This is a genomic window from Actinoplanes couchii (genome assembly GCF_016862075.1).
In the GTDB taxonomy this organism is placed as follows: Bacteria; Actinomycetota; Actinomycetes; order Mycobacteriales; family Micromonosporaceae; genus Actinoplanes; species Actinoplanes couchii.
The window spans coordinates 1-26,922 of record NZ_BOMG01000012.1; the positions used below are offsets into that span (position 1 = coordinate 1).

General features: G+C 70.0%; 24 protein-coding genes. 12 read left to right on the forward strand and 12 right to left on the reverse strand.

Annotated features, from left to right (window positions below):
- Positions 1–129 precede the first annotated feature (129 nt).
- Positions 130–837 (reverse strand): arylamine N-acetyltransferase family protein, encoded by a 708-nt coding sequence (locus Aco03nite_RS03065; protein WP_203793029.1) that lies wholly within the window; start codon positions 835–837, stop codon positions 130–132.
- A gap of 96 nt (positions 838–933) precedes the next feature.
- Here Aco03nite_RS03065 and Aco03nite_RS03070 point away from each other — a divergent pair, with 96 nt between their 5' ends.
- Complete coding sequence (locus Aco03nite_RS03070; protein WP_203793030.1) at positions 934–1,914, forward strand: sulfotransferase family protein; 981 nt, start codon at positions 934–936, stop codon at positions 1,912–1,914.
- A 260-nt stretch (positions 1,915–2,174) separates the two neighbouring features.
- Here Aco03nite_RS03070 and Aco03nite_RS03075 read toward each other — a convergent pair whose 3' ends face one another.
- From Aco03nite_RS03075 to Aco03nite_RS03110, 8 genes are all read right to left on the reverse strand, one after another.
- Positions 2,175–2,810, reverse strand: coding sequence for an SRPBCC family protein (locus Aco03nite_RS03075; protein WP_203793031.1), 636 nt, complete (start codon positions 2,808–2,810; stop codon positions 2,175–2,177).
- A complete protein-coding gene (locus Aco03nite_RS03080) occupies positions 2,807–3,175 on the reverse strand; it encodes an ArsR/SmtB family transcription factor (RefSeq protein ID WP_203793032.1) in 369 nt (122 codons plus the stop codon). The genes Aco03nite_RS03075 and Aco03nite_RS03080 overlap by 4 nt, the downstream gene beginning before the upstream one ends.
- Positions 3,176–3,272: 97 nt before the next feature.
- Complete coding sequence (locus tag Aco03nite_RS03085) at positions 3,273–4,619, reverse strand: cellulase family glycosylhydrolase (protein ID WP_203793033.1); 1,347 nt, start codon at positions 4,617–4,619, stop codon at positions 3,273–3,275.
- A 97-nt stretch (positions 4,620–4,716) separates the two neighbouring features.
- Positions 4,717–5,730, reverse strand: a complete 1,014-nt coding sequence (locus Aco03nite_RS03090) for an ABC transporter ATP-binding protein (protein WP_203793034.1) — start codon at positions 5,728–5,730, stop codon at positions 4,717–4,719.
- Entirely contained in the window at positions 5,727–6,491 is a 765-nt protein-coding gene (locus tag Aco03nite_RS03095) for an ABC transporter permease (RefSeq protein ID WP_239144874.1), read from the reverse strand. Before Aco03nite_RS03095 ends, Aco03nite_RS03090 begins: the two co-directional genes overlap by 4 nt.
- Positions 6,479–7,375, reverse strand: a complete 897-nt coding sequence (locus tag Aco03nite_RS03100; protein ID WP_239144875.1) for an ABC transporter permease — start codon at positions 7,373–7,375, stop codon at positions 6,479–6,481. The genes Aco03nite_RS03095 and Aco03nite_RS03100 overlap by 13 nt, the downstream gene beginning before the upstream one ends.
- Positions 7,368–8,492 carry an ABC transporter substrate-binding protein gene (locus tag Aco03nite_RS03105; protein WP_239144876.1) on the reverse strand — a complete coding sequence of 375 codons (1,125 nt, stop codon included), beginning with the start codon at positions 8,490–8,492 and terminating at the stop codon, positions 7,368–7,370. Before Aco03nite_RS03105 ends, Aco03nite_RS03100 begins: the two co-directional genes overlap by 8 nt.
- Before the next feature lie 253 nt (positions 8,493–8,745).
- Positions 8,746–10,317 (reverse strand): GAF domain-containing protein, encoded by a 1,572-nt coding sequence (locus Aco03nite_RS03110; protein WP_203793036.1) that lies wholly within the window; start codon positions 10,315–10,317, stop codon positions 8,746–8,748.
- 147 nt (positions 10,318–10,464) lie between these two features.
- Between Aco03nite_RS03110 and Aco03nite_RS03115 the strand changes: the two genes are divergently transcribed.
- The 7 genes from Aco03nite_RS03115 to Aco03nite_RS03145 all read left to right on the forward strand — a co-directional run bounded on the left by Aco03nite_RS03115 (position 10,465) and on the right by Aco03nite_RS03145 (position 17,476).
- Positions 10,465–10,833, forward strand: a complete 369-nt coding sequence (locus Aco03nite_RS03115; RefSeq protein WP_203793037.1) for a hypothetical protein — start codon at positions 10,465–10,467, stop codon at positions 10,831–10,833.
- A gap of 11 nt (positions 10,834–10,844) precedes the next feature.
- Positions 10,845–11,753 carry an alpha/beta hydrolase family protein gene (locus tag Aco03nite_RS03120; RefSeq protein ID WP_203793038.1) on the forward strand — a complete coding sequence of 303 codons (909 nt, stop codon included), beginning with the start codon at positions 10,845–10,847 and terminating at the stop codon, positions 11,751–11,753.
- Positions 11,754–12,041: 288 nt separating this feature from the next.
- Positions 12,042–12,716 carry a hypothetical protein gene (locus tag Aco03nite_RS03125; protein ID WP_203793039.1) on the forward strand — a complete coding sequence of 225 codons (675 nt, stop codon included), beginning with the start codon at positions 12,042–12,044 and terminating at the stop codon, positions 12,714–12,716.
- Positions 12,686–14,950, forward strand: a complete 2,265-nt coding sequence (locus tag Aco03nite_RS03130) for an N-6 DNA methylase (protein WP_203793040.1) — start codon at positions 12,686–12,688, stop codon at positions 14,948–14,950. Before Aco03nite_RS03125 ends, Aco03nite_RS03130 begins: the two co-directional genes overlap by 31 nt.
- Before the next feature lie 190 nt (positions 14,951–15,140).
- Positions 15,141–16,577: an ATP-binding protein gene (locus Aco03nite_RS03135; protein WP_203793041.1), complete on the forward strand. Its 1,437-nt coding sequence runs from the start codon at positions 15,141–15,143 to the stop codon at positions 16,575–16,577.
- An 18-nt stretch (positions 16,578–16,595) separates the two neighbouring features.
- Positions 16,596–16,982 carry a RidA family protein gene (locus Aco03nite_RS03140; protein WP_203793042.1) on the forward strand — a complete coding sequence of 129 codons (387 nt, stop codon included), beginning with the start codon at positions 16,596–16,598 and terminating at the stop codon, positions 16,980–16,982.
- Complete coding sequence (locus Aco03nite_RS03145; RefSeq protein ID WP_203793043.1) at positions 16,979–17,476, forward strand: DUF402 domain-containing protein; 498 nt, start codon at positions 16,979–16,981, stop codon at positions 17,474–17,476. The genes Aco03nite_RS03140 and Aco03nite_RS03145 overlap by 4 nt, the downstream gene beginning before the upstream one ends.
- Here Aco03nite_RS03145 and Aco03nite_RS03150 read toward each other — a convergent pair.
- A complete protein-coding gene (locus Aco03nite_RS03150) occupies positions 17,473–18,921 on the reverse strand; it encodes an XRE family transcriptional regulator (protein WP_203793044.1) in 1,449 nt (482 codons plus the stop codon). The two genes, Aco03nite_RS03145 and Aco03nite_RS03150, sit on opposite strands and share 4 nt — an antisense overlap.
- 109 nt (positions 18,922–19,030) lie before the next feature.
- Between Aco03nite_RS03150 and aceA the strand changes: the two genes are divergently transcribed.
- A complete protein-coding gene (aceA, locus tag Aco03nite_RS03155; RefSeq protein WP_203793045.1) occupies positions 19,031–20,311 on the forward strand; it encodes an isocitrate lyase in 1,281 nt (426 codons plus the stop codon).
- Entirely contained in the window at positions 20,311–21,933 is a 1,623-nt protein-coding gene (gene aceB, locus Aco03nite_RS03160) for a malate synthase A (protein WP_203793046.1), read from the forward strand. The genes aceA and aceB overlap by 1 nt, the downstream gene beginning before the upstream one ends.
- A gap of 61 nt (positions 21,934–21,994) precedes the next feature.
- Here aceB and Aco03nite_RS03165 read toward each other — a convergent pair whose 3' ends face one another.
- On the reverse strand, positions 21,995–22,654 hold the full coding sequence (locus Aco03nite_RS03165) for a 4a-hydroxytetrahydrobiopterin dehydratase (protein WP_203793047.1): 660 nt from the start codon (positions 22,652–22,654) through the stop codon (positions 21,995–21,997).
- A gap of 22 nt (positions 22,655–22,676) precedes the next feature.
- Between Aco03nite_RS03165 and Aco03nite_RS03170 the strand changes: the two genes are divergently transcribed.
- Both Aco03nite_RS03170 and Aco03nite_RS03175 read left to right on the forward strand, forming a co-directional pair.
- Positions 22,677–24,194, forward strand: a complete 1,518-nt coding sequence (locus Aco03nite_RS03170; RefSeq protein WP_203793048.1) for a hypothetical protein — start codon at positions 22,677–22,679, stop codon at positions 24,192–24,194.
- A 230-nt stretch (positions 24,195–24,424) separates the two neighbouring features.
- Positions 24,425–24,727 carry a DUF1905 domain-containing protein gene (locus Aco03nite_RS03175; RefSeq protein ID WP_203793049.1) on the forward strand — a complete coding sequence of 101 codons (303 nt, stop codon included), beginning with the start codon at positions 24,425–24,427 and terminating at the stop codon, positions 24,725–24,727.
- Here Aco03nite_RS03175 and Aco03nite_RS03180 read toward each other — a convergent pair.
- A complete protein-coding gene (locus Aco03nite_RS03180) occupies positions 24,634–26,907 on the reverse strand; it encodes a putative bifunctional diguanylate cyclase/phosphodiesterase (protein WP_203793081.1) in 2,274 nt (757 codons plus the stop codon). The two genes, Aco03nite_RS03175 and Aco03nite_RS03180, sit on opposite strands and share 94 nt — an antisense overlap.
- Positions 26,908–26,922: the final 15 nt, after the last annotated feature.

The window sequence follows — 26,922 nt, forward strand, 5'->3', positions numbered from 1 at the left end:
CGTCGCCCGGGGGCACCGCGTCGCCCGGGGGCACCGCGTCGCCCGGGGGCACCGCGTCGCCCGGGGGCACCGCGTCGCCCGGGGGCACCGCGTTGTTCGAGGGGTGGCGGCTTGCTGGGTGTCGGGTGGTTACAGGCCGAAGTGGGTTCGGTAGGCCTCCCTGCGGGACTCGTCGGTCAGTGGGGTCTCGGATCGGCCGGATGGGGTGGTCACGATCAGGGTGTGGTCGCTGATCGTGATGCGGCCGTCGGGGGTCAGGCGGGAGCAGATCGTCTTGTGGGTGAAGTGTGAGGCCGGGTTGGTCCGCTGGAACCAGCAGGTGGCCTCGAAGTCGGCCAGCTCGCGGGGGCGGGTCTCGAGCAGGTAGGCCGGCTTGCCGTTGCGCAGCACCAGCACGTCGCCGTCGGTGGTGTCCTCCAGGCGGAAGCGGCCGCCCGGATCCTCCTGGTCGGCCCGGGACCGCCAGTCCAGCGGGAACGTGCTGTGATCGCCGAAGCCGACATCGGCCAGCCATCGATCGTCCACCAGCAGGGCGAGATGGTCGTAGGGCGGGCCGAGCCGCTCGGCGCCGAACACCCGGGCGGCCAGCCGGGTCACCGTGTGGCCCAGCTCGCCGAGCAACAGCGCGAACAGGCCGTTGAGCTCATAGCAGAACCCGCCCCGCCGCTGCCGCACGATCTTGTCGAAGAGGTCGCCGGGCTCCAGCGACACCTTGTCGAGGCTCAGGTTCTCGAACGGCACTGTCGACAGATGAGCCCGGTGCAGCTCAGGCAGGTCGCGCGGGCCGTCGAGGCCGATCCGGTCGAGGTACGCGGTCACATCCACGTGCTTCAGCATCCAACCTGCACCTGGGTACAGGTCAAGTCCGCCCGGACGGATGAGAATCGGGATCATCTTTGCAAAAGGGACAATTATTCCTTTACGGTCTCACGTATGTCTGATCGCCCGATCTTCGTCGTCGGGTGCCCTCGCTCCGGCACCACGATGCTTCAGCTGATGCTGCACGCTCACCCTCGGATCGCGTTGCCGCCGGAGAGCCGGTTCCTGCTGCCGGCGTTCTTCCGGCGGCACGAGTTCGGGGATCTGGCGGACGCGGGGCAGCGGCGGGCGCTCGGGGAGTGGATCACCGGGACGGCGAACTTCGGCGACCTCGGGCTGGATCGGGCGGCGGTGATCGAGGCGATCGTCGCGGCACCGCCCACCCTCGGGTCGGCGCTCGGGACGGTCTTCAAGCTCTACGCCGACCGGTTCGGCAAACCGCGCTGGGGTGACAAGCGGCCCGCCTACCTGCGTAACCTGCCGGCGATCCTGCGGCTCTTCCCGGACGCGCAGATCATCAACATCATGCGGGACGGGCGGGACTGTGTGGCGTCGCTCAAGGAGACGCCGTGGCGGCCGGCCGATTTCGACGAGCTGATCGATTACTGGGCGCGGTCGGCGGACGCCTCACTGCGGGCCGCCCGTACCTATCCGGCGGACGTCTTCCACCAGGTGCGGTACGAGGACCTGACCGCCGATCCGGAGGCCGGGCTGCGGGCGATCTGCGACTTCCTGGGCGAGGAGTACGACCCGGCGATGGCCCGGCCGTCCGAGCTGGCCCCGGTGGCGGTGCCGACCTGGAAGACCTGGCACAAGCTGACCCGGTCGGAGGTGACCACCGCGCGGGTCAGCAGCTGGCGGCAGCGGCTGACCGACGACGAGGTGGCCCGCTGCGAGGCGGTCTTCGGCGACCGGCTGGCCCGGTTCGGCTACGAGGTGTCCACCCCGTGCCGGCGGACCACCCGGGTCCGGGCGGCCCGCACCTGGCTGGTCGTCCGGGACCGGCTGGGTACCGCCCGCGACCGGGCCGAAGACATGCGCGGAAGCCTCCGGGCCCGCCGCCGAGGCCCGGCCCTACCGGCCCGCCTGGGGTAGAAGAAAGCAAGCGGGCCCGCTGAGCGGAAAGAAGCAGCGGAAAAAAGGAAGTCGAAAGAAGCAGGCGGGAAGAAGGAAGCTTAAGGACGCCGGCGGGAGGAAGCGAGCCGAAGGACGCCGGCGGCAAGAAGCAGGCGGGGCCCGCTGAGCGGAAAGAAGCAAGCGGGCCCCGCCTGGGCCGAAAGAGATAAGAAGGCCGAAAGAGACAAGAAGGCCGAAAGGATGGAAGGGGCACGTGGCGCCCGCCAGGCCCCAGCCGCCTACTCCTGGCCGGTGTAAGCCTTCAAAGAGTTGGCCGCCTGCTGCCGCGCCGTAGCGGGGTCGGTGCCGAAGGCGATGTCCGCCTCGGTCCAAGCGTCGGCACTGAGCCGCATGAAGGTGAGCCCGTCCTCGGACATCGCCCACGCCATGGCCGCCTCCGGCGTGATCGGTTCGGCGCCCGGAGCGGCCAGGTAGTTGGCCATGCCCCAGAACGCGCCTTCCCAGCCGAGCCCGACCGCACCCGGCCCGTACTGAGCCCAGTGCTCGTCGTCGACGTGGGCCACGTGCTCCAACTCGAACCGGGTCTGCGAACCCTCCGGGATGATCCGCACCTCGACCCAGCTGATCTGGTCGCCGAACTCCCAGGTGGCGGACACCGACCGGGGCTTGTCGCAGGCGGTGATGGTGCCACCGGCGTTGCCCTCGAACTGGTACCGCCCGCCGAGCTGCAGGTCGCCGGAGACCGGCAGGAACCAGCGCGGGATCCGTGCTGGGTTGGTGACCACGTCCCACAGGTCGTCCGGGTCGGTGTCGTAGGCCTGGCTGATCGTCATCACGCGCGCCTCACCCGCCTCCAGGACCCGGGTGCCGATGGTCCGGCGTACGGCCGAAATCTGCTCTTTGACGTCGATCATCCCGCGTGCCTCGTCTCGGTCGGTGCGACGCCTTCGGCCAGCCGCCGGAGGCGTTTGCCGCGGGCCACCTCGGTGGCCATCGCGGCGAGGTGCGGCGTCCAGAACCTCCGGAAGGGCGCCAGCCACTCGTCGACCTGCCGCAGCGCGGTGTGATCGACCGCGTAGAGGCGCCGGGCGCCGTCGGGGCGCACCGTGGCGAAGCCGTTGTCGCGCAGCACCCGCAGGTGCTGGGACACGGCCGGCTGGGTGATGCCGAACTCCGCCCGGATGACGGCGGTGACGGCGCCGGAGGTCTGCTCACCCTCGGCGAGCAGCTCGAGGATCCGGCGTCGGACCGGATCCCCGAGGACATCGAACGCATGCACTCCAGCACCTTATCATCTTGAGCTTATATAAGTGGAACATTAAATAGAGCCGGGCTCGCCCGGTGGAAGGGAGGCGAGCCCGGCGGCTTGGGGAGGATCAGGCGCGCAGCCGGTTGCGGAGCAGGGCGCCCGATTCGGTGAGCACGCTGGTGCCGCCGAACGCCCCGGCGGCGCAGGTGCCCGGCTTGAGCGCCGCGCTGCCCTCGCTCGCGTCGGAGAACGTCCAGTTGGCGTACCCGATCTTCAACCGGTCCAGCAGGTCCAGCCACGCGGTGGTGCTGGCCGTGTCGACCGCGCCGTCACCGGTGTAGGTGACGGTGCCGAACTCGGTCACGAACAGCGGCAGCGAGGCCGCCGCCCGCTCCACCTCGGCGCGGTAGTTGTCCTTGTGGGACGCCGCGTAGAAGTGGAACGCGTACATCACGTTGCCGGCGCTGACCGGGTTGATCACGATCTCCGCGGAGTTGCCGCCCTCGGAGACGCCCAGCGACGACCAGCCGCGGGTGCCGACGATCACGACACCGTCCGGGTCGTTGCCGCGGATCACCGGGATGACCTGGTCGGCGTAGTTCTTGATCTGCGCCCAGCTCACCCCGTTCGGCTCGTTGGCGATCTCGTAGAGCACGTTCTTCTTGGCCGCGTGCCGGGCCGACACCTGGGCGAAGAACGTCTTGGCCCGCTCCAGGTTGAACGCCGGGTCGCCGGGAGTGAGGATGTGGAAGTCGATCAGCGCGTACATGCCGCGGGCGGTGGCCTCCTCGACCAGCGCGTTCACCTTCGCGGTGAAGCCCGCGGGGTCGGTCTCGTACCCGTCCTCCTGCACGTACATCGAGATCCGGAACAGGTCGGCGTTCCAGTCGCCGGCCAGCCAGTCCAGCGCCGTGCCGGTGTAGCAGCTGGGGAACCACTGGATGCCGTGCGTGCTCATGCCCTTGAGCTGGACCGCCTGGCCGCTCTCGTTGCAGAGCTTGGTGCCGCAGACCTTCAGCTGCCCGTTGACCTGGACCGGGGTGCCGCCCGGCGACGGCGACGGGGCGGAGGGCGACGGGGAGGGTGTGGTGCCGCCGGAGCAGGCCTGCCCGTTGACCAGGCAGGCCGTCGGCCGCCCGGTGCCGGTGGCGATGAAGCCGAAGCTGGTGGTGCCGCCCGCCGGGATCGAGGCGTTCCAGCCGGCCGGGGTGAACGTGTACGTGCTGCCGCTGGTGGCGAGCGTGCTGTTCCAGGACTGGCCGATCGTGGTGCCGGCCGGCAGGGTCAGCTGGACCGTCCAGGTGCTGATCGCGGTCGGCCGGTCGTTGGTGACCGTGACCTGGGCCTGGTAGCCGTTGCTCCACGAGCTCTGCACGCTGAACGCCGCCGTCTCCGCGCTCGCCGGGAGCGCGAAGAAGGCGGCGGCGGCCACGGCCAGAGCCGTGACTAGGATGGTGCCGGTTCGGCGTTTCACGGGGGCATCACCTCGGGGGGATGTACGCGGGCCGGGGAAAACCCGCGCTGGGAGCGCTCCCAGGGCCTCCGACTGTAACGCCCGAGTAAATCGCTGTCTATTCGACGACCACCGCCAACGGCGAGATCGTCAGACGTACCCGCGTCCCCTGGGTTAATTCCGGCAAATCGCCACTCGGCACCTGGGCCACCACGAGGTGATCGTCAACGGTCACCGTGACGCGACTGAGCGAACCCAGGAAACTGCTCGTCAGCACCTTCGCGCTGGACGAGGGGTCGGGGGAGACCTGGATCGACTCCGGCCGGATCAGCGCGGTGACCGCACCGTCGGCGTGTGTGCCGACCAGCGGCAGCTTCGTGCCCAGCACCTGCACGGTATCGCCCTCGACGACGCCGGGCAGACGGTTGCTGATCCCGACGAAGTCGGCCACGAACGGCGTCGCCGGGCGCAGGTAGACCTCGGCGGGCGCGGCCAGCTGCTCCAGCTTGCCGGACTTCATCACGCCGACCCGGTCGGCGATCGCCAGAGCCTCCTCCTGGTCATGCGTGACGAAGAGGGTGGTGGTCCCGACCTCGGTCTGGATCCGCCGGATCTCGTCGCGCAACTGCACCCGGACCTTGGCGTCCAGCGCCGACAGCGGCTCGTCCAGCAGCAGCACCTGCGGTTCGATGGCGAGCGCGCGGGCCAGGGCGACCCGCTGCTGCTGGCCGCCGGAGAGCTGGTTGGGGTAGCGGTTCTCGAAGCCGGACAAACCGACCAATTCCAGCATTTCGGCGGCCCTTTTCAAAGACCGCTTGCGCAGCCGCAGGCCGAACTCCACGTTCTGCTGGGCGTTCAGGTGCGGGAACAGGCTGTACGCCTGGAACACCATGCCCATGTCCCGCTTGCTGGCCGGCAGCCGGGTGATGTCCTTGCCGTCCACCAGCACCCGGCCGGCGGTCGCCTCCTCGAGGCCGGCGAGGATCCGCAGCGCCGTGGTCTTGCCGCAGCCGGACGGCCCGAGCAGAGCGATCAGCTCGCCGGGGGAGATCGACAGATCCAGATCGGCCAGGGCGTGCACGGTGCCGAAGGTGCGGCGCAGCCCGTCGAGATGAACGGCGACGCCGGTCATGACTTCTTTCCCTTCCATGAACCCGCGATGGACAGCACGATCAGCAGGACGAACGCGAGAAGGAGGGCCGCCAGCGAGACGGCCACCGAGACGGTGGCGCTGCTCTTGCCCAGGAACTCGATGGCGACCTGCAGGTTGGTGCGGTGCAGCAGCGAGGCGATGGTGAACTCGCCGAGCACCAGGGCCACGGTCAGGAACGCGGCGGACAGCACGGCCGAGCGGATGTTCGGCAGCACCACCCGCACGATCACCGTGAACCAGCCGGAGCCCAGACTGCGGGCCGCCTCGGCCAGGGTCTTCACGTCGATCGCGGACAGGCCGGTGTCGACGGCCCGGTACGCAAAGGGCAATACCAGCACCGTGTACGCGAACACCAGCGTGATCGACGAGCCGCCGACGAAGTAGTTGACCCACGCGTACACCGGGGCCAGCCCGACCACCAGCACGATCGCCGGGATCGTCAGCGGCAGCAGGCACAGGAACTCCACCAGCGGCCGCACCTTCGGCAGCCGCAGCCGCACCCAGATCGCGGTCGGCACCAGCAGCACCAGCATCAGCACCGTGGTCACCGCCGCCTGCGCCAGCGACGCGAGGATGCCCACGGCCAGCGCCGGGTAGTCGGCGCTCAGTTTCGGCCAGTTCAGCAGCAGCGGCCAGGTCTCCGGGTCACGGGTGCTGAACTCGACCATCGCCACCAGCGGCAGCAGGAAGAACACGCCCATCACGGTCAGGACGGTCCACCGGAAAGCTACCCGAGCCACTTCGCCGTCCTCTTCTGCAGCAGGGAGTAGAGGGCCATCACCACGGCCACGACCACCACCATGCCCAGTGCCATCGCCTTGCCCAGGTTCGCCTGACCGAGCACGACCTCGCTGGTCAGGGCGCCGCGGATCTGCAGCGGGACGATCGGGCTGCCCTGGCTGACCAGGGCGGCGGCGGTGGCGTACGCGGAGAAGGCGTTGGCGAACAGCAGCAGGGCCGAACCGAGGAACGCCGGCGCCAGCAGCGGCCCGGCCACCCGGGTCCAGTAGTGCCAGGTGCTGCCGCCCAGGCTGGTCGCGGCCTCACGCCACTGCGGGCGGATGCCGTCCAGCGCGGGCAGGAAGACGATCACCATGAGCGGGATCTGGAAATACGTGTAGACCAGGGTCAGACCCGGAAGTTCGAAGAGCCAGACCCCATTGGCGTACGGGTCCAGACCGTGCTCCTGCAGCCACTGCGTGACGAAGCCGGACAGTCCGATGGTGGCCAGGAACGCGAACGCCAGGGTCACGCCGCCGAACTGGGCGAGCACCCCGGCCGCCGCGGTGACCGCCCGCCGGAGCAGGCCGTCCGGCTTGCCGGTGACCAGCGCGTACGCCAGAAGTGCTCCGAGGATCGCGCCGATCACGGCGCTCGACGCGGACAGGGTGATGCTGCGGCCGAACGCCGCCAGGATGTAGTCGTCCCCGAGGGCACGCACGTTCTCCAGCGTGAACCCGCTGCCGCCGTCACCGGTGAACGCACCGATGATCACGGTGAGCGTCGGGATGACCAGGAAGATCGTCACGAACGCGAAGAACGGCACCGTGCCCAGAAGGGCGCCGCCCCGCAGGCGTGGCCGGCCGGCCACACGCTGCGGAGCGGCGGTCGCCGTCTCAGCCAATTGCCTTGGCCCAGTTCGCGGTCAGGTACTCCTTGGCCTTGGTGTTCTGCTCCTCGGTCGGGACGACCGGCGCACCGTCGATCTTCGGCAGCGCGGCGAACGCGGTCGCGTCGATCGTGCCGGCCTTCTCCATCACCTCGGCGCGGACCGGGCGGGCGCCGCCCTTCAGCCACAGGTTCTGGCCCTCGTCGGAGTAGAGGAACTCCTGCCACAGGCGCGCGGCGGCCGGGTGCGGGGCGTCCTTGTTGATCGCCTGCACGTAGTACGAACCGAGCACGGCACCGGACGGCACGAACACCTTCCAGGTCGCCAGCTTCTTCGACTGCGCGGCGTTCAGGTAGTCCCAGTCGAAGACGACCGGGGTCTGGCCGGACTCGATGGTGGCCGAGGTCGGGTCGACGGGCAGGAAGTTGCCGGCCTTCTTCAGGTTGCCGAAGAACTCGACACCCTTGGTGATGTCGTCGACGGTGCCGCCGTTGCCGAGCGAGGCCATCTGCACGCCACCGAACGCGGCGCCGGCCTGGGTCGGGTCGCCGTTCAGGGCCACCTTGCCCTTGTACTCCGCCTTCAGCAGGTCGGCGAGGCTGGTCGGGGCCGGGACCTTGGCGCTGTCGTAACCGACCGACATGTAGCCGCCGTAGTCGTTCACCCAGGCGCCGTTCGCGTCCTTGAGGTTCGCCGGGATCTCCTCGAACTTCTCCGTCTTGTACGGCGCGAACTTCGCGACGTTGGCGGAGGCGACCGAGGCGCCCAGGTCGAACACGTCGGGCGCGGTGTCCTGGCCCTTGAGCTGGTCGGCGGCGTTGATCTCGTCCTGGCTGGAGCCGTCCGGCTGGGCCGAGTTGACCTTGATGCCGTACTTGTCGCCGAACGCCTTGATGATCTCGCCGTAGTTCGCCCAGTCCGGGGGCAGGGCGATGACGTTCAGCTGGCCCTCCGCCTTGGCGGCGGTGACCAGTGCTTCCAGGCCGCCCAGATCGGCGGCGCTGGTGGCGGTGGCGGCGCCGGTGGTGCTCGCCGCCGTCTCCTTCTCCGGCGGCGAGCAGGCGCTGCCCAGAGCGGCTATGGCGACGGCCGTCAGGGTGGCGGCCGCGGATCGGGCGAGGGTGGTGCGCACTGTTGTTCCTCCTTCTGGCGCACCGCAACCGGCGCGCGCTGGATGGATCATGAAAGTGCCGAGTTGAGGGCAGGCGTACGTGAAGAAACCGCACGGCGAATTCAGCGCGTGCCCAGCACTTTTCCATGTGCGCAGTTGATCGAAAAGGGTCGTTGAAGGACTGTTACATCCCCGCCGTCCGCCAGATACCGAAAGAGGCCCCGCCGTGCACCTCTGGCGGGAGATGCGGGGCGGGGCCTCGAAATGCCGGTGATCAGCCGTTGTTGCTGATGATGTCCCTGGTGTGGGTGGCCTGCTCGGCGAGCACACCGCTGATCATCGTCTGGGTCTGGTTGATCTGTTCCACGATCGAGCCGATCGCGGCCAGCGACTGCACCACGTTCTCCGCGTCGATCTGGATCGTGTTGATCAGCTCGGTCACGTCCTGGGTGGCCCGGGCCGTGCTCTGGGCCAGGTCCTTGACCTCGGTCGCGACCACCGCGAAGCCGAGCCCGGCCTCGCCGGCCCGCGCCGCCTCGATCGTCGCGTTCAGCGCCAGCAGGTTCGTCTGCGCGGCGATCGTGGTGATCACCTGGACCACGTCACCGATCTTGGTGCTGGACGCGGCGAGCCGGCCGACCACGTCGTTCGCCGCACCCGTCACACTCGTCGCCTGCCCGGCCACCTGGGTCGCCTCCACCACGTTGCGCTCCACCTCGCGGATCGAGGCGACCAGCTCCGCGCCGACACTGGCCAGCCGGGCGCTCTCCCGGATCCGCTGCACCGCCTGCGACACCAGGAACGCGGTGTTGCGCAGCGCACCGGCCCGGCTGTCCGACAGCGTCAGCCGCTCGGTCGCGAAGAAGTCCATCGTGCCGATCACCTGGTCCTGCACGATCAGCGGCAGGCAGACACCCGATTTGACGCCGACCCGCTGGGCTGCCGGGGCGCGGACACAGTCGGTCACCTCGGCCAGGTCCGGGACGAACACCATGTCCCGCGCCTTCCACGTCCGGCCCGCCAGCCCGACACCCGGCGCGAAACTCGCCGACTGGGTGACCTGCCGGAACTCGGCCCCGGCGTCGCCGGACTCCTGGTTGAAGACGAGCGCGCCGCGCTGGTCGTCCACCTCCCAGAACGAGCCGTACGCCCAGCCGAACTCGCGCCGGATGGTGTCCAGGGCCTCCCGGATCGCGTCCTGTTCCCGGTTCGACGCCGACACCTGGCGCAGCACCGTGTTCACGGCGGCCAGATCGGCGGCCGCCGCCGTCTGCCGCTCGGTCTCGACCACCCGCTCCATCGCCTGCGACACCAGCAGGCCCACGCTGCGCAGCGTCTCCAGGCGCTGCTCGGACGGCGTCACCTCACCGGACTCGCCGGTCGCGAAGAAGTCCATCGTGCCGACCACCCGCTCGCCCTCGAAGAGCGGGAAGCAGACACCGCTCTTCACCCCGACCCGGGTGGCGACGGGTGCGCGGACACAGTCGTGCACCTGCCCGATGTCCGGCACGAAGACCAGGTCGCGGCTGCGCCAGGCCCGCCCGGACAGGCCGACGCCCTCGGCGAACGACGCCTTCAGGGTGACCTCACGGAACTCCGGGCCGGCGTCGCCGGACTCCACCGCGAAGCGCAGCACCTCGCCATCCGGGTCGATCCGCCAGTACGACCCGTACGCCCAGCCGAACGAGTCACGCACCGCGTCCAGCGCGGCCTGCGCCGCGGCGATCGGCGTGGTGGCCCCACGCAGCGCACGCACCACGGTGATCACCGCGGACGTGTTCTGCCGTGCCTCGGCAGCCTCGTCCGCGACCGCCTGTGCGTTCGCCCGTTTGTTGTTCCACCCCATGGTCCCGCCCTTCGCCGGTTCACTCCTCGATTCGGCGGGAAGTCCGGGGAATGAACGCAGGTGACCGTCTTGCACCCGGTCCGCTCCGGATCTTTCTGTGGCAGACTCTCGGGACCTGGTGATCCAGGTCAGGGAAGGGGGCCGGTCGTGACCGCTGTCGAGCACGCCGCACCCGTCCGGGCCCGGGTCCTGCCGGCCCGTCTCGCCGCGCTGACCGGAGTCGCCGGCATCGCCGTGCACCTGATCCTGGCCGGTTCGCACGCCGGGCACGCCCCCGCGATCCTGGCCGCCCTCGGCGCGCTCGCCCTGGTCTGCGTGCCGTGCGGGGTGTCGCTCTGGCGCAGCCCCGGCGACCGGGCGTCCTGGCTGACGATGCTGGCGCTCAGCGGGATCATGATGCTGCTGCACCTCGGCATGAACCCGCAGGGCCCGATGCTGGCGGTGGTCCTGGCGGTCCCGGCGGTCCAGGCGGTCCTCGGCGCGGTCGCTTTCCTGCAGCGGTACGGCTACCGATAGCATCCACATCCATGAATGTGACAGTGTTCCGTTCCTGGAAACGGGTGGCCGCGGTTCTCGCGTCGGCGGCCCTCACCTCCGCCCTGATCGCGACCCCGGCCCACGCCGCGGCCGGCTCCTTCACCACCACGATCAACGCCGACAGCGCCGACGTCTACTACCCGTCCACCGGAAGCCGGCTGCCGGTCGCGCTCCTGCTCCAAGGCGCCAACGTCGACAAGGCCCACTACGTGTCGTATGCGAAGACCCTCGCGTCGTACGGTTTTGTGGTCGCCGTCCCCAACCACAGCCGCGTCATCCTCGGCACCGCCGGCCTGTTCCCCGAGGGCGCCCAGGCCGGCTGGACCGTGGACTGGGCCGCCGCCCAGGACGCCGACCCGGCATCCCCGCTGTACCGGCGCGTCGACGAGACCACCCTGCTCCTGGCCGGCCACTCGTTCGGCGCCGCAGCGTCCCTGGCGTTGAGCACCGGAGTCTGCACCTTCCCGTTCTGCCCCGCCCCGGTCACCACCCCGCCGGAGCTGAAGGCAGTGGTCACCTACGGCGGCAACAACGTCAACGGCGACACCCCCGCCCCGGTCGCGAACACGGTCCCGGTCGCTTACCTCCAGGGCCTGACCGACGGCGTGGCCACCCCGTCGGAGGGCCGGGCCACCTACGACGTGACGTCGGGAACCCCGAAGGCCTACATCACGCTGACCGGAGCCAACCACTACGGCATCACCGACACCCAGAACCCACCCGGAGCCGCCCCCGACCAGTCCATCCAGACCCTGCCCCAGCGCACCAGCGTCGAGACGACCGCCCGCTGGTCGGCCCGCTGGTTCCAGGCCCAGCTGGGCGACCCCCTGGCCAAGACGTACGTCTACAGCGTCGGCGACCTGCTCGACCGGAACGTCACCGTGCTCTCGGCCCGGTAAATCGTCGCCACTGCACCGGACCGGCGCCCACACGACTGCCGGCCCGGGGTGGTACGTGCCTGTCGGCGGTTGTACACACTTCGACGTAGGTAGCTGCGACCTTGCGCGCGAGCGTGCGACTGTCCTAAAGTGACTGAGGTGGCTGGCGCGCGGCTGCGGCGGGACGCGCCGTGCCTGGGCGAACTTGTGCCCGGATATAGCAGTGCCCCGGGCGGCATGCAAGCAGAGGCGGACCCGGGGCGTACGCGTTCCAAGCTAGCACATCCGGCAGTCGATGAAAGGGCTTCGATGAGCGCGACGTTCTCCCCCTGGATGCGTAAAGCGTTCTCGACTCCCCGCTTGAACGCGTACGCGGTCGCCGCCGGTCAGGACGCGGGCCACGCCCAGCGCCTCTACTGGTGGAACATCGAGATCTCCGGCGCCTTCTACGGCCCGCTGCACTGCCTGGAGGTCGCGCTCCGCAATGCCCTGCACGACGTGCTCCGGTCGAAGTACGCCCGGGACGACTGGTGGATCGTGGCTCCCTTGCAGGCTCACGGGGTCGCTCTGGTCGGCGAGGCACGGAGCAAGTGTGTACGCCGGAGGAGTGGTCCGCCCACCGCTGACGACATCGTCGCCGAGCTCTCGTTCGGGTTCTGGATCTCGCTGCTGAGCAACAATCGGGGATCGCAGTACGACCGGCGACTCTGGGTGCCGGTGCTGCACCAGGCGTTTCCGCACTACCATGGCCGGCGCCGGGACCTGCACGAGAACCTGGAGACCATGCGGCTGCTCCGCAACCGGATCATGCACCACGAGCCCATCCACCACCGGGATCTGGCGACGGACCATCGGAAGATCTACCGGCTGCTCGGCTTCATCGACCCGGTGGCGGCCAAGGAGGCGTTCGTGCTGGACCGGGTGCCCGAGGTTCTCGGCTACCGCCGTGCGGTGTGCGACGGCACCCGCCCGCCGAGGTTCTGATCGCCATGCCCACCTCCGAGGAACCCGCCCGGATCAGCCGGGCCGAGATCGCTCGCCATGCCGGCGTCGGTCGCGCTGCGGTGTCGAACTGGGAGAGCCGGCACGAAGACTTCCCCCGCCCGGCCCGGATCGACGGCCGCGAGACGTTCGACGTGGATGCCATGGCGACCTGGTTCGACGGTCGCCTCATCCCGGCGAACATGCTGCGGAAGGGCGAACACGAAGGGCTCGACTACGGAAGCAGGTTCCGGCGCAGCCTCGGCCGGCGATCGCCGGCCGAGGAGAGGATCCGCCCGCCGAGTTTCGAACTCTTTCATGCACCGCGTGAGTTGAACATCCGTGTTGACCCGGGGTTGCTCGGAAACCTGCGGGCGTCGTCCTCCCCGGCCGGGCTCTCCTGGCTGGCCTCGCTTCTCTACCTGGAAGCGAACCAGCCGGCGATGTGGTCGTCCATGGTCGATCTCGCCCGTTCCGAAGCGGACTGGGCGGGGATCGGTAACGCCTGGCGAGCTTTCGGTGCGGAGGACCGAATCCTGTCGAGGGTTCCGGCACCCGACTTCCGGGTCGAGTTCACCGCAGCACCCGCTGACGTCGTCCGGTCCGTTTCCACCCGGGAGAAAGGCCTTCCCGCAGCCGACGTTTTGAGGCAACTCGTCGAGGACTACTCGCGTTCACAAGGTCGACTGGCCGGGCAACTGTGTACACCGCGAACGGTGGCGACAATGGCGGTGGCAGCCCTCGCCGATGTCGTCCCGGAACGGCCCCGGATTCATGACCCGTACTGCCGGGCCGGAGAATTCCTGGACGAGGCGGTCACCCAGCTGTCCCGGGACGACGGGCGCCCGGAGATCGTGACGGGCCACAATCCCGATGCGGTCGGGGGGCTCGCCGAGATGAACCTGTGGCTCCGTGGTGTCGAGCCGGCCATCGATCGCAGTTTCTGGTGGGAGAACCCCGACAGCCGGCAGTTCGACCTGATCGTCACCAATCCTCCCTTCAACATGCGGCTGCCGGATGAGGTGATCCAGCGGCACCCGTGGCGTTACGGCCGGCCACCACCGCACAACGGGAACTTCGCCTGGTTGCAATACGTCGTATCCCGGCTCAGCCCACGTGGCCGAGCCGCCGTGGTGATGTCCAACAACGCGGGAGTGTCCAGCAACGTCCGGGAAGCGGAGATCCGGGCCGCGATGATCGAGGACGGCGTGGTGGAGTGTGTGATCACGCTTCCACCGAACCTGTTCCCGGGCACCGGGATCCCGGTGAGCCTCTGGTTGCTCCGGGCACCGGCCGGCCGTCCACTCGACACGCTGTTCGTCGACGCCACGGAACTCGGTACCGAAGTCAGCCGGGCGCTGCGGACTCTCCGCCCGGACGCGGTGGACCGGATCGTCGAAGTCCTGCGCCGATGGCGCACCGGCGTCGGCGTCGACGAACCGGGTCTCGCTCGTTCGGTGCCGGTGACAGCGTTGCGCGAGAAGAACCATGTGCTGAGTCCGGGCGTACACATCCGGGCTGTTCCCAGCGGGCCGGAGCACAGAGACGTCACCGAGCTGTCCTGGGTGGCATCGGCGCTTCATGAGCGACTTCGTCCGGTGACGTGGGACGTCCTGGAGCTACCGGACCTTTCCTTGGCGCCGGATGTTCCCGTGGTTCCGCTCGGAGCGCTGTGCGAGCTTCGGGTCGGCCTGGGCGGTAGCCGGGTGCGCGGCGACATTCAGCGGGCCGACGGAATTCCGGTGGTGCTGCCGAAGCACCTCCGGTCCGGGCGGATCGCTGAGCGGCCGTCCACAGGCCTTCCTCCGGAGCGGGTTCGTGCGATGGGCGGCTATCTACTGCAGCCGGATGACCTGCTTCTCTCGCGGACCGCGGAGCGAGGGCGGGTCGCCCGGGTGTCGTCGGAAGAGAGCGGCTGGATCCCGTCCACCGGGCTCATCCGGATCCGGATCAAAGATGCCCGGCTGACTCCCGTCTATCTGACACATCTCCTGTTGTCCGAGGCCGTCCATTCCTGGATGGGGCGCCACACGGCGGGAACGGTGGTTCCCGCCATCACCCTGACAGCGCTGGCCGAACTCCCCGTCGTCATGGTTCCACTCGACGAGCAGGGACGGCTGAGCGCCGCGCTCGAAGCCGTACTGGAGCAGGAGCGCCTGCATGAACAGCTCGCCGCGACCACCCGGAAGATGCGGGAGGCACTGGCCCGGTCGCTGTTCGCCGTTCCTGAGGTCTGAACGTGTGGCCAGGTGACGGTCAGGCGCGCGGACCGCTGACATCACCAGCGCGACCGCGCCCCAGGTGAGCATCAGGAGGATGACCGAGCACCAGCCGAGCCACGGCAGGTGCCGGTACGTGCGGGACGACATCTGCCCATCGTGCGGGTTCGTGTCACGCTGGGGGTATCCGATTGCACGCGGAGGAATCATGACCGACGCGAGTTCTGCCCGGCCCCGGGCCGAGACGTTCGAGCATGCCGGCGCCACCGTCGAGCTGGTCGACGCCGTCACCCTGCTCGCCGCGGCCCGGGTCAATCCGGTCGAGCCGTTGCGGCGGGCCGACTGGCCGTCGCCCGTGCACCGGGTCGACCTCGTCGTCGACGGGACCGGTGGGTCCGAGCACGTCTTCACCGCCCGCATCACCACCGTGCCGAGCGCCACCGCCACCCGCAAGATGATGCGCGGCTTCGTCCTCAACATCGACCCGCTCGGGCCGATCCTGGCCAAGCGCATCGCCGACGGCGACCAGGTGGTGACCCGTCTGGTCGACGGGGTCGGCATCGCGGCCGCGGCGGCGTACCGCAAATTGGGTCTGGAAAAGCCGGTCGAACCGTCCCTGCTCGCCGACGCCTCCGCCGGGATCGAGGCCTCCGTCAGTTATGACGGGACCGTCGCGACCCTGGAGTCGCGGGTGGCGCGGGACGACGTCGGGCCGGCGCACCTGCGCGCGTTCGTCACCCTGCTGCTGCAGGCGGTCACCGAGATCGCCGGGCCGGCCTCGCTGGCCGGGCGGCGGTTCACGGTCAGCCGGGACAACCTGCCCCGCACCGCGCCGACCACCCAGGACGTCACCCTGGACATGGTCGGCGGCCTCGCCGACGTGGTCGCCGAACTGCGGCAGATCGCGGTCTCCTTCCGCCACCCCGAGGCGATGGCCCGCTGGGGCGCCCGCCGACCCCAGGGCATTCTGATGTACGGCCCACCCGGCACCGGCAAGACCATGCTGTCCCGGGCGCTCGCCAACGAGATCGGCGCCGAGTTCCGGGAGATCCGCACCCCGGAGATCCTGGACAAGTGGCTGGGCGGCTCGGAGAAGAACCTGAAGGAGATCTTCCGGGCGGCCCGCCGGTACAAGACGCCGACGCTGATCCTGTTCGACGAGTTCGACTCGATCGTCAGCTACGCCGGGGCCGGTGGGGACGCCGCCAGCCAGGCCCTCAACGCGGTCGCCGGGATCTTCAAGCAGGAGATGAACGACCTGATCGAGGAGAACCCGAACGTCATCGTGGTGGCGACCACCAACTTTCCGCACCGGGTCGACGAGTCACTGATCAGATCCGGTCGTTTCGACGTGAAGATCAGCGTCCCGCGACCGGACGACGTCACCCGCGCGGAGATCTTCCGCAAGATGATCCGCGGCCTGATCGGGGTGCACGAGAAACCCGGGTTCCGGATGTTCGCCGACGACCTGGACCTGGCCGTGCTCGGCACCGCCAGCGGCGGCATGACCGGGGCGGACATCAAGGAGGTGCTGCGCCGGGTGCAGCTGGCCAAGGCGATGGAGGACGCCGGTGGCCGGACCGTGACGCCCATCTCCCAACAGGATCTGCTGTCCGCTGTGGAGGGGCTTCGCGGGAGCAGCTGACTGTTTAGAGTGACCGGAATGACGATCATCGAGTTTCCGGGGCAGCCCGCTGCGAACGGTTTCAGCAACGTCGCCGTCGTCGCGCCGGGCAGTCGCCTGATCCACACGTCCGGGCAGGTGGCGATCGACGCCGACGGCACCGTTCCAGCCGGATTCGAGGAGCAGACCCGGCTGGTCTTCCGGAACCTGGAGGCGGTGCTCGCGTCGGCCGGCGCCGGCTGGGGTGACGTGCTGAAGCTGACCTACTTCGTCACCGGCGTCGAGGAGCTTCCGGTGGTCCGGCGGGTCCGGGACGAGTTCGTGGACGTGACCCGGCCGCCGGCGAGTTCCCTGGTCCAGGTCGCCGGGCTGTTCCGCACCGACCTGCTGATCGAGGTCGAGGCCGTCGCCGCCCTGAAAGCATGAATGTGGAGATGCGGTTCACCAAGTGGGGTGGCCGGCGGCACTGGACGTATCTGCTGGAACCGCTGGGGGAGGACGAGCACGGCCAGTGGTTCGGCGCGCGGGCAGGCACCGTCATGCGCCGCGGTGAGGAGCCGCCGATCGTGCAGCCGCACGACTTCCTCACGCTGGTCCCGGTCACCGGCAACTGGATCGCCTCGTTCAACCCGGCCGGGGCGGACACCGATGTCTCCGTCTACATCGACGTCACCAGCCGACCGTGGATCGACGGCGCGGCGATCCACGCCGTCGACCTGGACCTGGACGTGATCCGGCTGTGGGACGGCGAGGTGCGCGTTCTCGACGAGGACGAATTCGCCGAACACCAGCTGCTGTACGGCTACCCGCCGGAGGTGACGGCGCAGGCGCAGGCCACCACCGACGAACTGGTGGCCCTGATGTCGGCGGGGGAGCAGCCGTTCGAGACGGCGGCCCGGGCCCGGCTGGCCGGGTACTAGGCGCGGCGGTCGAGGAAGTCGTAGACGTCGCGATTGTCGACGCCCGGGAAGGTGCCCGGGGGCAGCGCGGCCAGCAGGTGGGAGTGGACCCGGGCGCTGGGCCAGGCGTTCCCGGACCAGCTGTCGACCAGCCGGGCCGGTGGGCGGCGGCAGCAGTCCGGGTCGGGGCAGGTGGAGACGGTCCGGCCGGTGACGTCGCCGCCGCGGAACCAGCGGGCGTGCTCGTACGGCGTGCCGACGGTCACCGAGAACTCGCCGGCCCGGGTGGACTCGACGTGCACGGTGCACCAGTACGTACCGGCCGTGGTGTCGGTGAACTGGTAGAACGACGAGTACGGGTCCTCCGCCTCGAAGACGGTGCGGGACGCCCACTTGCGGCACACCGGCTGGCCCTCGATCGCACCGGTCACGTCGGCCGGGAAACGGACGTTGTCGTTCTCGTACGCCTTATAGACGATCCCGGTCTCGTGCACCCGCGCGAAGTGCACCGGGATCCCGAAGTGGTGGGTGGCCAGGTTGGTGAACCGGTGGGCGGCCGTCTCGTACGACACCCCGAACGCGTCCCGGAAGTCGTCGATCGCCAGCGCCCGGTCGGCTTTCGCCGCGGCCAGGAAGTCGACGGCGAACCGCTCCGGCATCAGCAGCGCCGCCGCGAAGTAGTTGACCTCGACCCGTTGCCGCAGGAAGTCGCCGTATCCGGCCGGGTCGGCGTGCCCGAGCACGAAGTGCCCGAGCGTCTGCAGCACCACGGCCCGCGGGTCGTGACCTTTGCCGCTGGCGACCTGGGGCAGGTAGATCCGCCGGTTCTTCAGGTCGGTGACGGACCGGGTGGAGGCGGGCAGGTCGTTGACGTAGTGCAGGCTGAAACCGATCTGCGCGGCGATGTCGAGGATCCCGCGCTGCGACAGCGGTCCGGTGGTGTGGCGTACCGACAGAAGGACTTTGTTCGCCGCCGCCTCGATCTCGGCGAAGTAGTTGTCGCGCTGCCGCATGTCGGCCCGCAGTTGCGCGTTGGCGCGCCGGGCCACCTCGGGGGTGGCGCTCTGTTCGGTGAGGACCCGCCCGAGCTCACGGTGCAGGCCGATCAGTGACTCCAGGGCGTCGGCGGGCAGTCGCCGCCCGGCCTTGACCGACGGCAGCCCGAGCGCGGCGTAGGCGGGGCTCTGCTGGAAGCGGGCGAGTTCGATCTCCAGCCCGGCGCGGCGGCTCGGCGCCTCCGGCCGCAACAGATCCTGCATCGGCACGCCCAGCGCGGCGGCGATCGCCTGCAGCACCGACAGCCGGGGCTCGCGCTTGCCGTTCTCGATCAGCGACAGCTGGGACGGGGCCCGCCCGACCGAGGCACTGAGCTGTTCCAGGGTGATTCCGCGGGATTTGCGCAGATGACGCAGGCGTTGCCCGAGAGTTACCAGATCGACGGACGGCTCTATGTCGGAAGCGCTCACGAGTTTCAACGTACCAGAAATTCTGCACTTCTTTCGTCGGGAAAGCCTTCAACCAGCGACGAAGGAAACGTGAGAGTGTGGTCCTGGAACAAGGAAGGGAAAAATTCTGATGACGACCGAGAACCGTGGCGGTACCGCAGAGGACCTCACTCGGGAATGGGCCGCCAACCCCCGCTGGGCCGGGGTGAAGCGCGACTTCACCGCGCAGGACGTCGTCCGGCTTCGGGGCACGCTGCAGGAACGGCACACCCTCGCCGAGCGCGGCGCGGAGCGGCTGTGGGAGCTGCTGCACACCGAGGACTACATCAACGCGCTCGGTTCGCTGACCGGCGGCCAGGCCACCCAGATGGTGCGGGCCGGGCTGAAGGCGATCTACCTGTCCGGCTGGCAGGTCGCCGCGGACGCGAACCTGTCCGGGCACACCTACCCGGACCAGTCGCTCTACCCGGCGAACTCGGTGCCCGCGGTGGTCCGGCGGATCAACAACGCGCTGCTGCGCGCCGACCAGATCGACACCGCGGCCGGCCGGTACGAGCGCGACTGGTTCGCCCCGATCGTCGCCGACGCGGAGGCCGGTTTCGGCGGGCCGCTGAACGCGTTCGAGCTGATGAAAGCCATGATCGCGGCCGGTGCGGCGGGTGTGCACTGGGAGGACCAGCTGGCCAGCGAGAAGAAGTGCGGCCACCTGGGCGGGAAGGTTCTCATCCCGACCCAGCAGCACGTGCGGACCCTGAACGCGGCCCGGCTCGCCGCCGACGTCGCCGGGGTGCCGACCCTGGTGATCGCCCGGACCGACGCGCTCGCCGCCGACCTGCTCACCACCGACGTGGACGAGCGTGACCAGCCGTTCCTCACCGGCGAGCGCACCTCGGAGGGCTTCTTCCGGGTGCGGCCGGGTGACGACGCGGCGATCGCCCGTGGCATCGCGTACGCCGACTACGCCGACCTGCTCTGGGTGGAGACCGGCAAACCGGACCTCGACTTCGCCCGCAAGTTCGCCGAGGCGGTGCACGCGAAGCACCCCGGCAAGCTGCTGGCGTACAACTGCTCGCCGTCGTTCAACTGGCGTAGGAACCTGGACGACGACACCATCGCCCGGTTCCAGAAGGAGCTCGGGGCGATGGGCTACAAGTTCCAGTTCGTCACCCTGGCCGGGTTCCACGCGCTCAACCACTCGATGTTCGAGCTGGCCCGCGGTTACGCCCAGACCGGGATGAGCGCCTACGTGAAGTTGCAGGAGGCCGAGTTCGCCGCCGAGTCCGACGGTTACACCGCGACCAAGCATCAGGCCGAGGTCGGCACCGGCTACTTCGACGCCGTCTCCACCGCCCTCAACCCGGACAGCAGCACCACCGCGCTGTCCGGCTCCACCGAGACCGAGCAGTTCTGATGGGCGCCGAAGAGGTCACCGTCACGGGCACCACGGCCGGCCGCTACGCCGAGGTCCTGACACCCGAAGCCGTCGCGTTCATCGTGGCGCTCGATCGTGAGTTCGGCGCTCGGCGGGTCCAGTTGCTGGAGCGCCGTCGTCGCCGCCGGACCACCCGGACCACCGATCTGGACTTCTCCGCTGTCACCCGGCACATCCGGGAGGATCCGTCCTGGCAGGTCGCCCTGTCGCGGCCGGATCTGACGGACCGGCGGGTCGAGATCACCGGGCCGCCATCGCGGAAGATGAGCATCAACGCGCTCAACTCGGGCGCGAAAGTCTGGATGGCCGACTTCGAGGACGCCACGTCGCCCACCTGGGACAACGTGATTTCCGGTCAGCTGAACCTGCGGGATGCGCTGGACGGGACGCTGGAGTTCTCCGCCTCAAATCGGACTTATCGCATATTGGGTGACTTGCCAACGATCATGATCCGCCCGCGCGGCTGGCACCTGCCCGAATGTCACCTGCGCATCGGCGGCCGGGCGGTCTCCGCGTCGCTGTTCGATTTCGGTCTCTACCTGTTCCACTGCGGGCAGCGGCAAATCGACCGGGGCAGCGGCCCCTACTACTACCTGCCGAAGCTGGAGTCGCACCTGGAGGCCCGCCTCTGGAACGACGTCTTCGTCTTCGCCCAGGACTACCTCGGCATCCCGCGCGGCACCATCCGGGCCACCGTCCTGATCGAGACGATCAACGCGGCGTTCGAGATGGAGGAGATCCTCTACGAGCTGCGCGAGCACTCGGCCGGCCTGAACGCGGGCCGCTGGGACTACCTGTTCAGCATGATCAAGAACCGCCCGGACGTGGTCCTGCCGGAACGCTCCCAGGTCACCATGACCACCCCGTTCATGCGGGCCTACACCGAACTGCTGGTCCGGACCTGCCACCAGCGCGGCGCCCACGCGATCGGCGGGATGGCCGCGGTCGTGCCCAGCCGTGACCCGGTCGCCGCGAAACGCGCCCTCAACCAGGTCCGCCAGGACAAGCGGCGCGAGGTCGGCGACGGATTCGACGGCTCCTGGGTCGCCCACCCCGGCCTGGTCGAGACCTGCCGCGACGTGTTCGACCAGTGGCTCGGCGACGAACCGCACCAGATCGTGCGCAAACGCGACGACGTGCGGGTCACCGCTCGGGAACTGCTCGACGTGCGATCCAGTGACGTCACCGTCAGTGAGGTCGCGCTGCGGACCAACGTCAGCGTGGCGCTGCGCTACATCGCCGCGTGGCTCGGCGGCCGGGGCGCCGTCGCCCTCGGCGGCCTGATGGAGGACGCGGCCACCGCCGAGATCTGCCGGGCCCAGCTCTGGCAGTGGATCTCGACGGGCACCCTGACCGATTACGGCGTCCCGGTGTCGGCCGCCCTGGTCGGCCGGATGCTGCGCGAGGAACTCGACGTGCTCAGCGAGACCGGGGCCCTGGACGAGGAAGGGGCACGCTGCTTCGGCCAGGCCCGGACTCTGCTGTCGGTCCTGCTCACCGAGCGGACCTGCCCGGAGTTCCTGACCCTGCCGGCCTACCTTCGGCACCTGTCCGGCAGGACGGCGGCTCCGGTCACCGATCAGGCCCCGGTCGCGGCCTGATCGGCGCGGACGGAGAGGCGGGGTGTATTTCTCGGTCCACCCCGCCTCTCCGTCCTTCTGCTCAGCGGGCCTGCTCCCGGTCCTGCCACGTGCACAGGCACACCCGGTTGCCCTCCGGGTCGGCGAGCACCCAGAACGACGGCGCGTCCGCGTCACTGACCAGGGTTCCCCCGGCCGCCACCGCCGCCTCGATCCGGCCCTGCACCTCGGCCGGGTCGATCCACAGGTCCGGATGCCAGCGCTGCCGCGGTTCGCCCGCCTCCGACTGCTGGAACCACACCGCCGGGAGTACGCCGGACGGATCCCGCAGATCCTCGCCGTACTCGTCGGTGTGCTTCGCCATCCCCAGCACCGCCGCCCAGAACGGCAGCACCCCCGCCCGCGCCGGCGTGTCCAGGGCCCACTCCATCCGCACCGCCCCGGCCGGCTCCAGCGGCACCCCCGCCGCCGCGGCCAGCTCACTGATCGTCGCCGCCAGCCGCAGATCCCGCCCGGTCACCGCCCCCACGTCGTGACTGCTCAGCGTGACGTCCAGGAACGTGTACCGCAGATCCAGATCCGGATGGTGGTCGGCCTTCTCGGCGGCCGCCCCGATCGCGTTCACCAACTCCAGGCCAGCACTGAAGCTCCCGGTCCGCAGCCGGGTCCGTAACACCCCCGGCAACAGCACCCAGCCGTCCGGCGCCCGTTCCGCGATCTCCCGCGCACTCAGCTTCGTCATACCCTCAACATAGGTTGATCCGATGTTCGACGACATCGACTGGTCCACGTTTCCCGGCGCCTACGGCCCGTGCACCGAGGCGCCGGACATCCTGCGGGCGATCGGATCCCCGGATCCGGAGGTCGCCGCCGAGGGCCGGTACGACTTCCACTCCAGCCTCTGGCACCAGGGATCGGTTTACCCGGCGACCGTCGAGGCCGTCCCGTTCCTGATCGACCTGGTCTGCACCCCCGGCGTGCACCGGCGGGACCACCTGCTCCGCACCATCGGTGGCCTCTGCGACCCCGGCCAGGCCAACGGTCCCGACCAGCCCCTGGTCCGGGCCGCGGTCGCCGTCCACAGCGGCCCGCTACCTCCACTCCTGACCGACCCGGCACCGGACGTCCGGGCGGCCGCCGCCTACGCCATGGCCTGGAGCGGTCCCCATTTCACCTCGGCCCTCGCCGAGGCCTCCCACACCGAGACCCATCCGCGGGTACGGGCATCCCTGCTCGCCGCCCTGTCCCTGCTCGACCCGGACGGCTCGGCGCCGATGGTGAGAGCCGCGCTCAGTCCCGCCTCCCCACCCGAGGCCCGGGTGGACGCCGCGCTCGCCACGATCCGGGCCGGGCGGACGCTGCCGCATTCGGCTGTCGCGCTGCTGGCCGAGGCCTTCACCGAGCTGGAACCGGACTACGACAGCGTGTGGGCGGGAGACCGCTCCGCCGCGGAGGTGATCTTCCGGACCGTCGATCTGCCGGCCGCCGTGATCCTCGCGTCCGGTACCGCTCGGGCCACCGACCCGGGCGTGCGGCTCCGGGTCGCCTGGTCGCTGAACGTCCGGTTCGGGGCCCAGCGGTCCGCGGCGCCCGCCCTGCTCCCGGTCCTGCGCATCCTGCTGACCGACCCGGCCCCGCCGGTGCGGGAGGCCGCCCTGATCGCCGCCCGCTCCGCCGGCGAGGCGGTGGCCCCACTCACCGACCTGATCCGGACCGCCGCCGGCGAGGAAGAGGCCGTCCGCGACGGGGAGGCCGTCCGCGACGGGGAGGCCGCCGGTGAAAGGGAGACCGTCCGCGATGGAGAAGCCGTCGACGACGGGGACGGTGTCCGGATCGCCGGGGACATTCTGGCCCGCCTCGACCGGCTCGTGCTGCCGTGGGAGCCGCTCACGCTGCCCGAACCGTCCCCGCTCGGCGAGGCCGAACTCCGCGGGCATCTGGAGCGCGGGCTGCTCAGGCTCGGCCCGCACGAGCGGAGTGGTGCCGCCCTGGCGTTGAGCCGGCTCGGGGTTCCGGAGAGTGACCTAACCGGCCCACTGGTCGCGGTGATCGCCGCCAACGGGACGGCCGCTGAGCAGGCACTGGCGGTGATCGCCGAGATCGGTGCGGTCAGCGCCGTCCCGGCCCTGATCGAACTCGCCGGCCGCGACGAGCGGATCACGGGCTGGGTGCTGGACGCCCCGTCATGGGCCGACGACCGGCTGTGCCGCCGGATTCGCGCCGTCGGCCACATGCTCCGGCCGGATGGCCCGCGTCGTCATGCGAGGTTCAGCGAGGGCTGATGGGGGCTGGTTGGGTTTTCGGTGACCACCGCGTCCGGCCCGGCGGTCGCCGGGCGGTCGAGAGGGGCGCATTGCTTGCGTGGGGGGGACAGGGCCTTTGACGGGCGTACGAAAAAAGGTTTGTCGGAATTTCTTCTGCTCCCGGTAACAAGCCGGCCGGGCGGACCGGGCGGCGGGATCCGGGTGGTCGTCGTGGTGGACGTGTCGTACCCCGGTGGCATGCTGCGGGGGTGAAGGTGGAGTTCGAGAGTGAGCTGTGGGTCTGGGCGGCGCGCCCCGACGAGAACTGGACGTTCGTCAGCCTGCCGGTGGAGGCGTCGGAGGAGATCCGGGATCGGGCGGCCGGCCTGACCCGTGGGTTCGGGTCGTTGCGGGTTCGGGTCGAGTTGGGCGGCAGCACCTGGACCACGTCGATCTTCCCGGGCAGCGGGCGCGACGCCTACGTGCTGCCGGTGAAACGCGCCATCCGCAAGGCCGAGTCGCTGGAGCCCGGGTCGACGGCCGCGGTGACGGTCGAGCTGCTGGATCTGTGAGCGGAGCCGGGCACCGGGCGGCCGAAGTGGTAACCCTGGGCCCGGCGATAACCGAGGCGATAGAGCTCGGCGGCCTGCTCGGCGGTCTCCACCCCTTCGGCGACGGCGACCAGGCCGAGTCCGTTGGCGACCTGGATCAGCGAGGTGGCGATCACCGCGTGCCGCCCGGCCATCGTCACGTTCTCGACGAAGGACTTGTCGACCTTGAGGACCTGGACCGGCAGGGTCTGCAGCAGGCCCAGTGACGAGTGGCCGGTGCCGAAGTCGTCGAGGGCGATGGAGATGCCCAGGTCGTTGAGTTCCTGGACGGTGCGGACCTCGGCGCCGCCTCCGAAGACGGCGGTCTCGGTGACTTCGACGACGAGCCGGGTGGGGTGGATGCCGGTCTCGGCGAGGATCGCGGCGACGATGTGCGGGAAGGCGGGTTCGGCGAGCTGCCGGGCGGAGACGTTGACGCCGAAACGTTCCGGGGCGATGCCCTGCCGCCACCAGTCGGCGTACTGCAGGCAGGCGGTCCGCAGGATCCATTCGCCGAGTTCGACGATGAGCCCGTTGCGTTCGGCGACCGGGATGAAGACGTCCGGGGGCACGTTGCCGCGTTCCGGGTGGGTCCAGCGGACCAGGCTCTCGACGGCGCTGACCGCGCCGTTCGGGAGTTCGACGATGGGCTGGTAGACGAGGTGGAACTCGCCCCGGTCGAGTCCGGCCCGCAGGTCGGCGCCGAGGCGGGCCTCCTCACCGGCGGCGTCGTCGAGGTCGTCGGCGTAGGTGCGGTACCGGCCGCCGTCGGCCTTCGCGGCGTACATGGCGACGTCGGCGCGCCGCAGGGTCTCGACCGGGTCACCGGCGGCGGCGCCGACCGGCTCGGCGATGCCGATGCTGGCGCCGACCAGCAGATCGTGCCCGCCGGCCAGGACCGGGCGGTGGATCGCGGCACGCAGACGTACCGCCAGATCCTCGGCGTCCCTACCGTCCGGCAGCAGGACGGCGAACTCGTCACCGCCCATCCGGGCCGCGAGGGCGCCGGACGGCACCGTGCCGGCGATCCGCTGGGCGACGGCGACCAGGAGTTCGTCGCCGACCGCGTGCCCGAACCGGTCGTTGACGGCCTTGAAGCCGTTCAGGTCGAGCAGCAGCACGGTCGGTGCGCCGGAGGCGACGGCGGTGGTGAGTTCCTGTTCGAAGGCGCGCCTGTTGTCCAGCCCGGTGAGCGCGTCGTGCATGGCCAGGTCGCCGAGGCGGGTGGCCTGCGATTTCACCTGCTGGACGAGGCCCCACATCCGGAACACGACGAGCAGGAACAGGGCGACGGCGCCGATGCCGATCGAGCGCCAGGCGATGCTCGTCGGATCGGCGAACCCCTCGGCGAAGAGCAGGCCGGGCGCGATCAACGTGAAGATCATCAGGAGGGCGAGCCGGCTCCGGCCGATCTGCTGGGCGGTCAGCGTGGTGTCCGGCCGCTGGCGCATCGACGGGTGCAGGGCCGCACAACCCCAGCAGGCGTACGCCATCAGGAACACCGAGTCGACGTAGCCGCCGGTGTACACCCCGGTGCTGGACATGGTCGTGTAGACGAGGTCGCCGGTGAGCATCAGGATGGCGCCGGCCGACATCAGGCGCAGGCTCGTGGTCCGGTTCTCCGGCCGGGTCAGCATCCGGGCGACGGCGGTGGTCAGGAGCACGTCGGCGAGCGGGTACCCGATGGTGACGAGCCGGTCCAGGATCGGCGATCCGGCGTCGGCGAGGGTCGGCCCGACCACGGTGACCCAGAAGATCAGCCCGATGCCGGTGGAGATGACGGCGGCGTCGATGATCCCGCCGCGGTCGCGTTCGCCGTGGCCGCGGCCCAGCCGGGACAGGGCCAGCCAGAGGATCGGGTAGGCGGACAGGTAGAGCAGGTCGGCCCAGTACGGGTACGGGTACTCGCCCAGCCGCAGCTCGGTCACGTCGTACGTGATGTCGCCGGAGACGAAGGTCAGCACCCCGGCCGCGAACAGCAGCCACGCGCTCCGGTTCTCCGGCCGGTTCCGCAGCACCCCGACGACCATCGCGACGACACCGGACAGCCCGACCGTGTTGACGTAGATCTTGGCCGGCAGGCTGTCGTCGGGGACCAGCGGGAAGCAGAGGGCCGCCACGAAGGCCACCGTCAGCCATCCCGCCCACAGCGGCACCCGCATCCTCACGCTCCGCAG

Coding starts and splice junctions, on each gene's coding strand:
- Aco03nite_RS03180 (WP_203793081.1), bottom strand. CDS start 26,907: ATGCGGGTGCCGCTGTGGGCGGGATGGCTGACGGTGGCCTTCGTGGCG.
- Aco03nite_RS03125 (WP_203793039.1), top strand. CDS start 12,042: ATGAGCGCGACGTTCTCCCCCTGGATGCGTAAAGCGTTCTCGACTCCC.
- Aco03nite_RS03140 (WP_203793042.1), top strand. CDS start 16,596: ATGACGATCATCGAGTTTCCGGGGCAGCCCGCTGCGAACGGTTTCAGC.
- aceB (WP_203793046.1), top strand. CDS start 20,311: ATGGGCGCCGAAGAGGTCACCGTCACGGGCACCACGGCCGGCCGCTAC.
- Aco03nite_RS03090 (WP_203793034.1), bottom strand. CDS start 5,730: ATGACCGGCGTCGCCGTTCATCTCGACGGGCTGCGCCGCACCTTCGGC.
- Aco03nite_RS03075 (WP_203793031.1), bottom strand. CDS start 2,810: ATGATCGACGTCAAAGAGCAGATTTCGGCCGTACGCCGGACCATCGGC.
- Aco03nite_RS03135 (WP_203793041.1), top strand. CDS start 15,141: ATGACCGACGCGAGTTCTGCCCGGCCCCGGGCCGAGACGTTCGAGCAT.
- Aco03nite_RS03170 (WP_203793048.1), top strand. CDS start 22,677: ATGTTCGACGACATCGACTGGTCCACGTTTCCCGGCGCCTACGGCCCG.
- Aco03nite_RS03165 (WP_203793047.1), bottom strand. CDS start 22,654: ATGACGAAGCTGAGTGCGCGGGAGATCGCGGAACGGGCGCCGGACGGC.
- Aco03nite_RS03070 (WP_203793030.1), top strand. CDS start 934: ATGTCTGATCGCCCGATCTTCGTCGTCGGGTGCCCTCGCTCCGGCACC.
- Aco03nite_RS03065 (WP_203793029.1), bottom strand. CDS start 837: ATGCTGAAGCACGTGGATGTGACCGCGTACCTCGACCGGATCGGCCTC.
- Aco03nite_RS03120 (WP_203793038.1), top strand. CDS start 10,845: ATGAATGTGACAGTGTTCCGTTCCTGGAAACGGGTGGCCGCGGTTCTC.
- Aco03nite_RS03110 (WP_203793036.1), bottom strand. CDS start 10,317: ATGGGGTGGAACAACAAACGGGCGAACGCACAGGCGGTCGCGGACGAG.
- Aco03nite_RS03145 (WP_203793043.1), top strand. CDS start 16,979: ATGAATGTGGAGATGCGGTTCACCAAGTGGGGTGGCCGGCGGCACTGG.
- aceA (WP_203793045.1), top strand. CDS start 19,031: ATGACGACCGAGAACCGTGGCGGTACCGCAGAGGACCTCACTCGGGAA.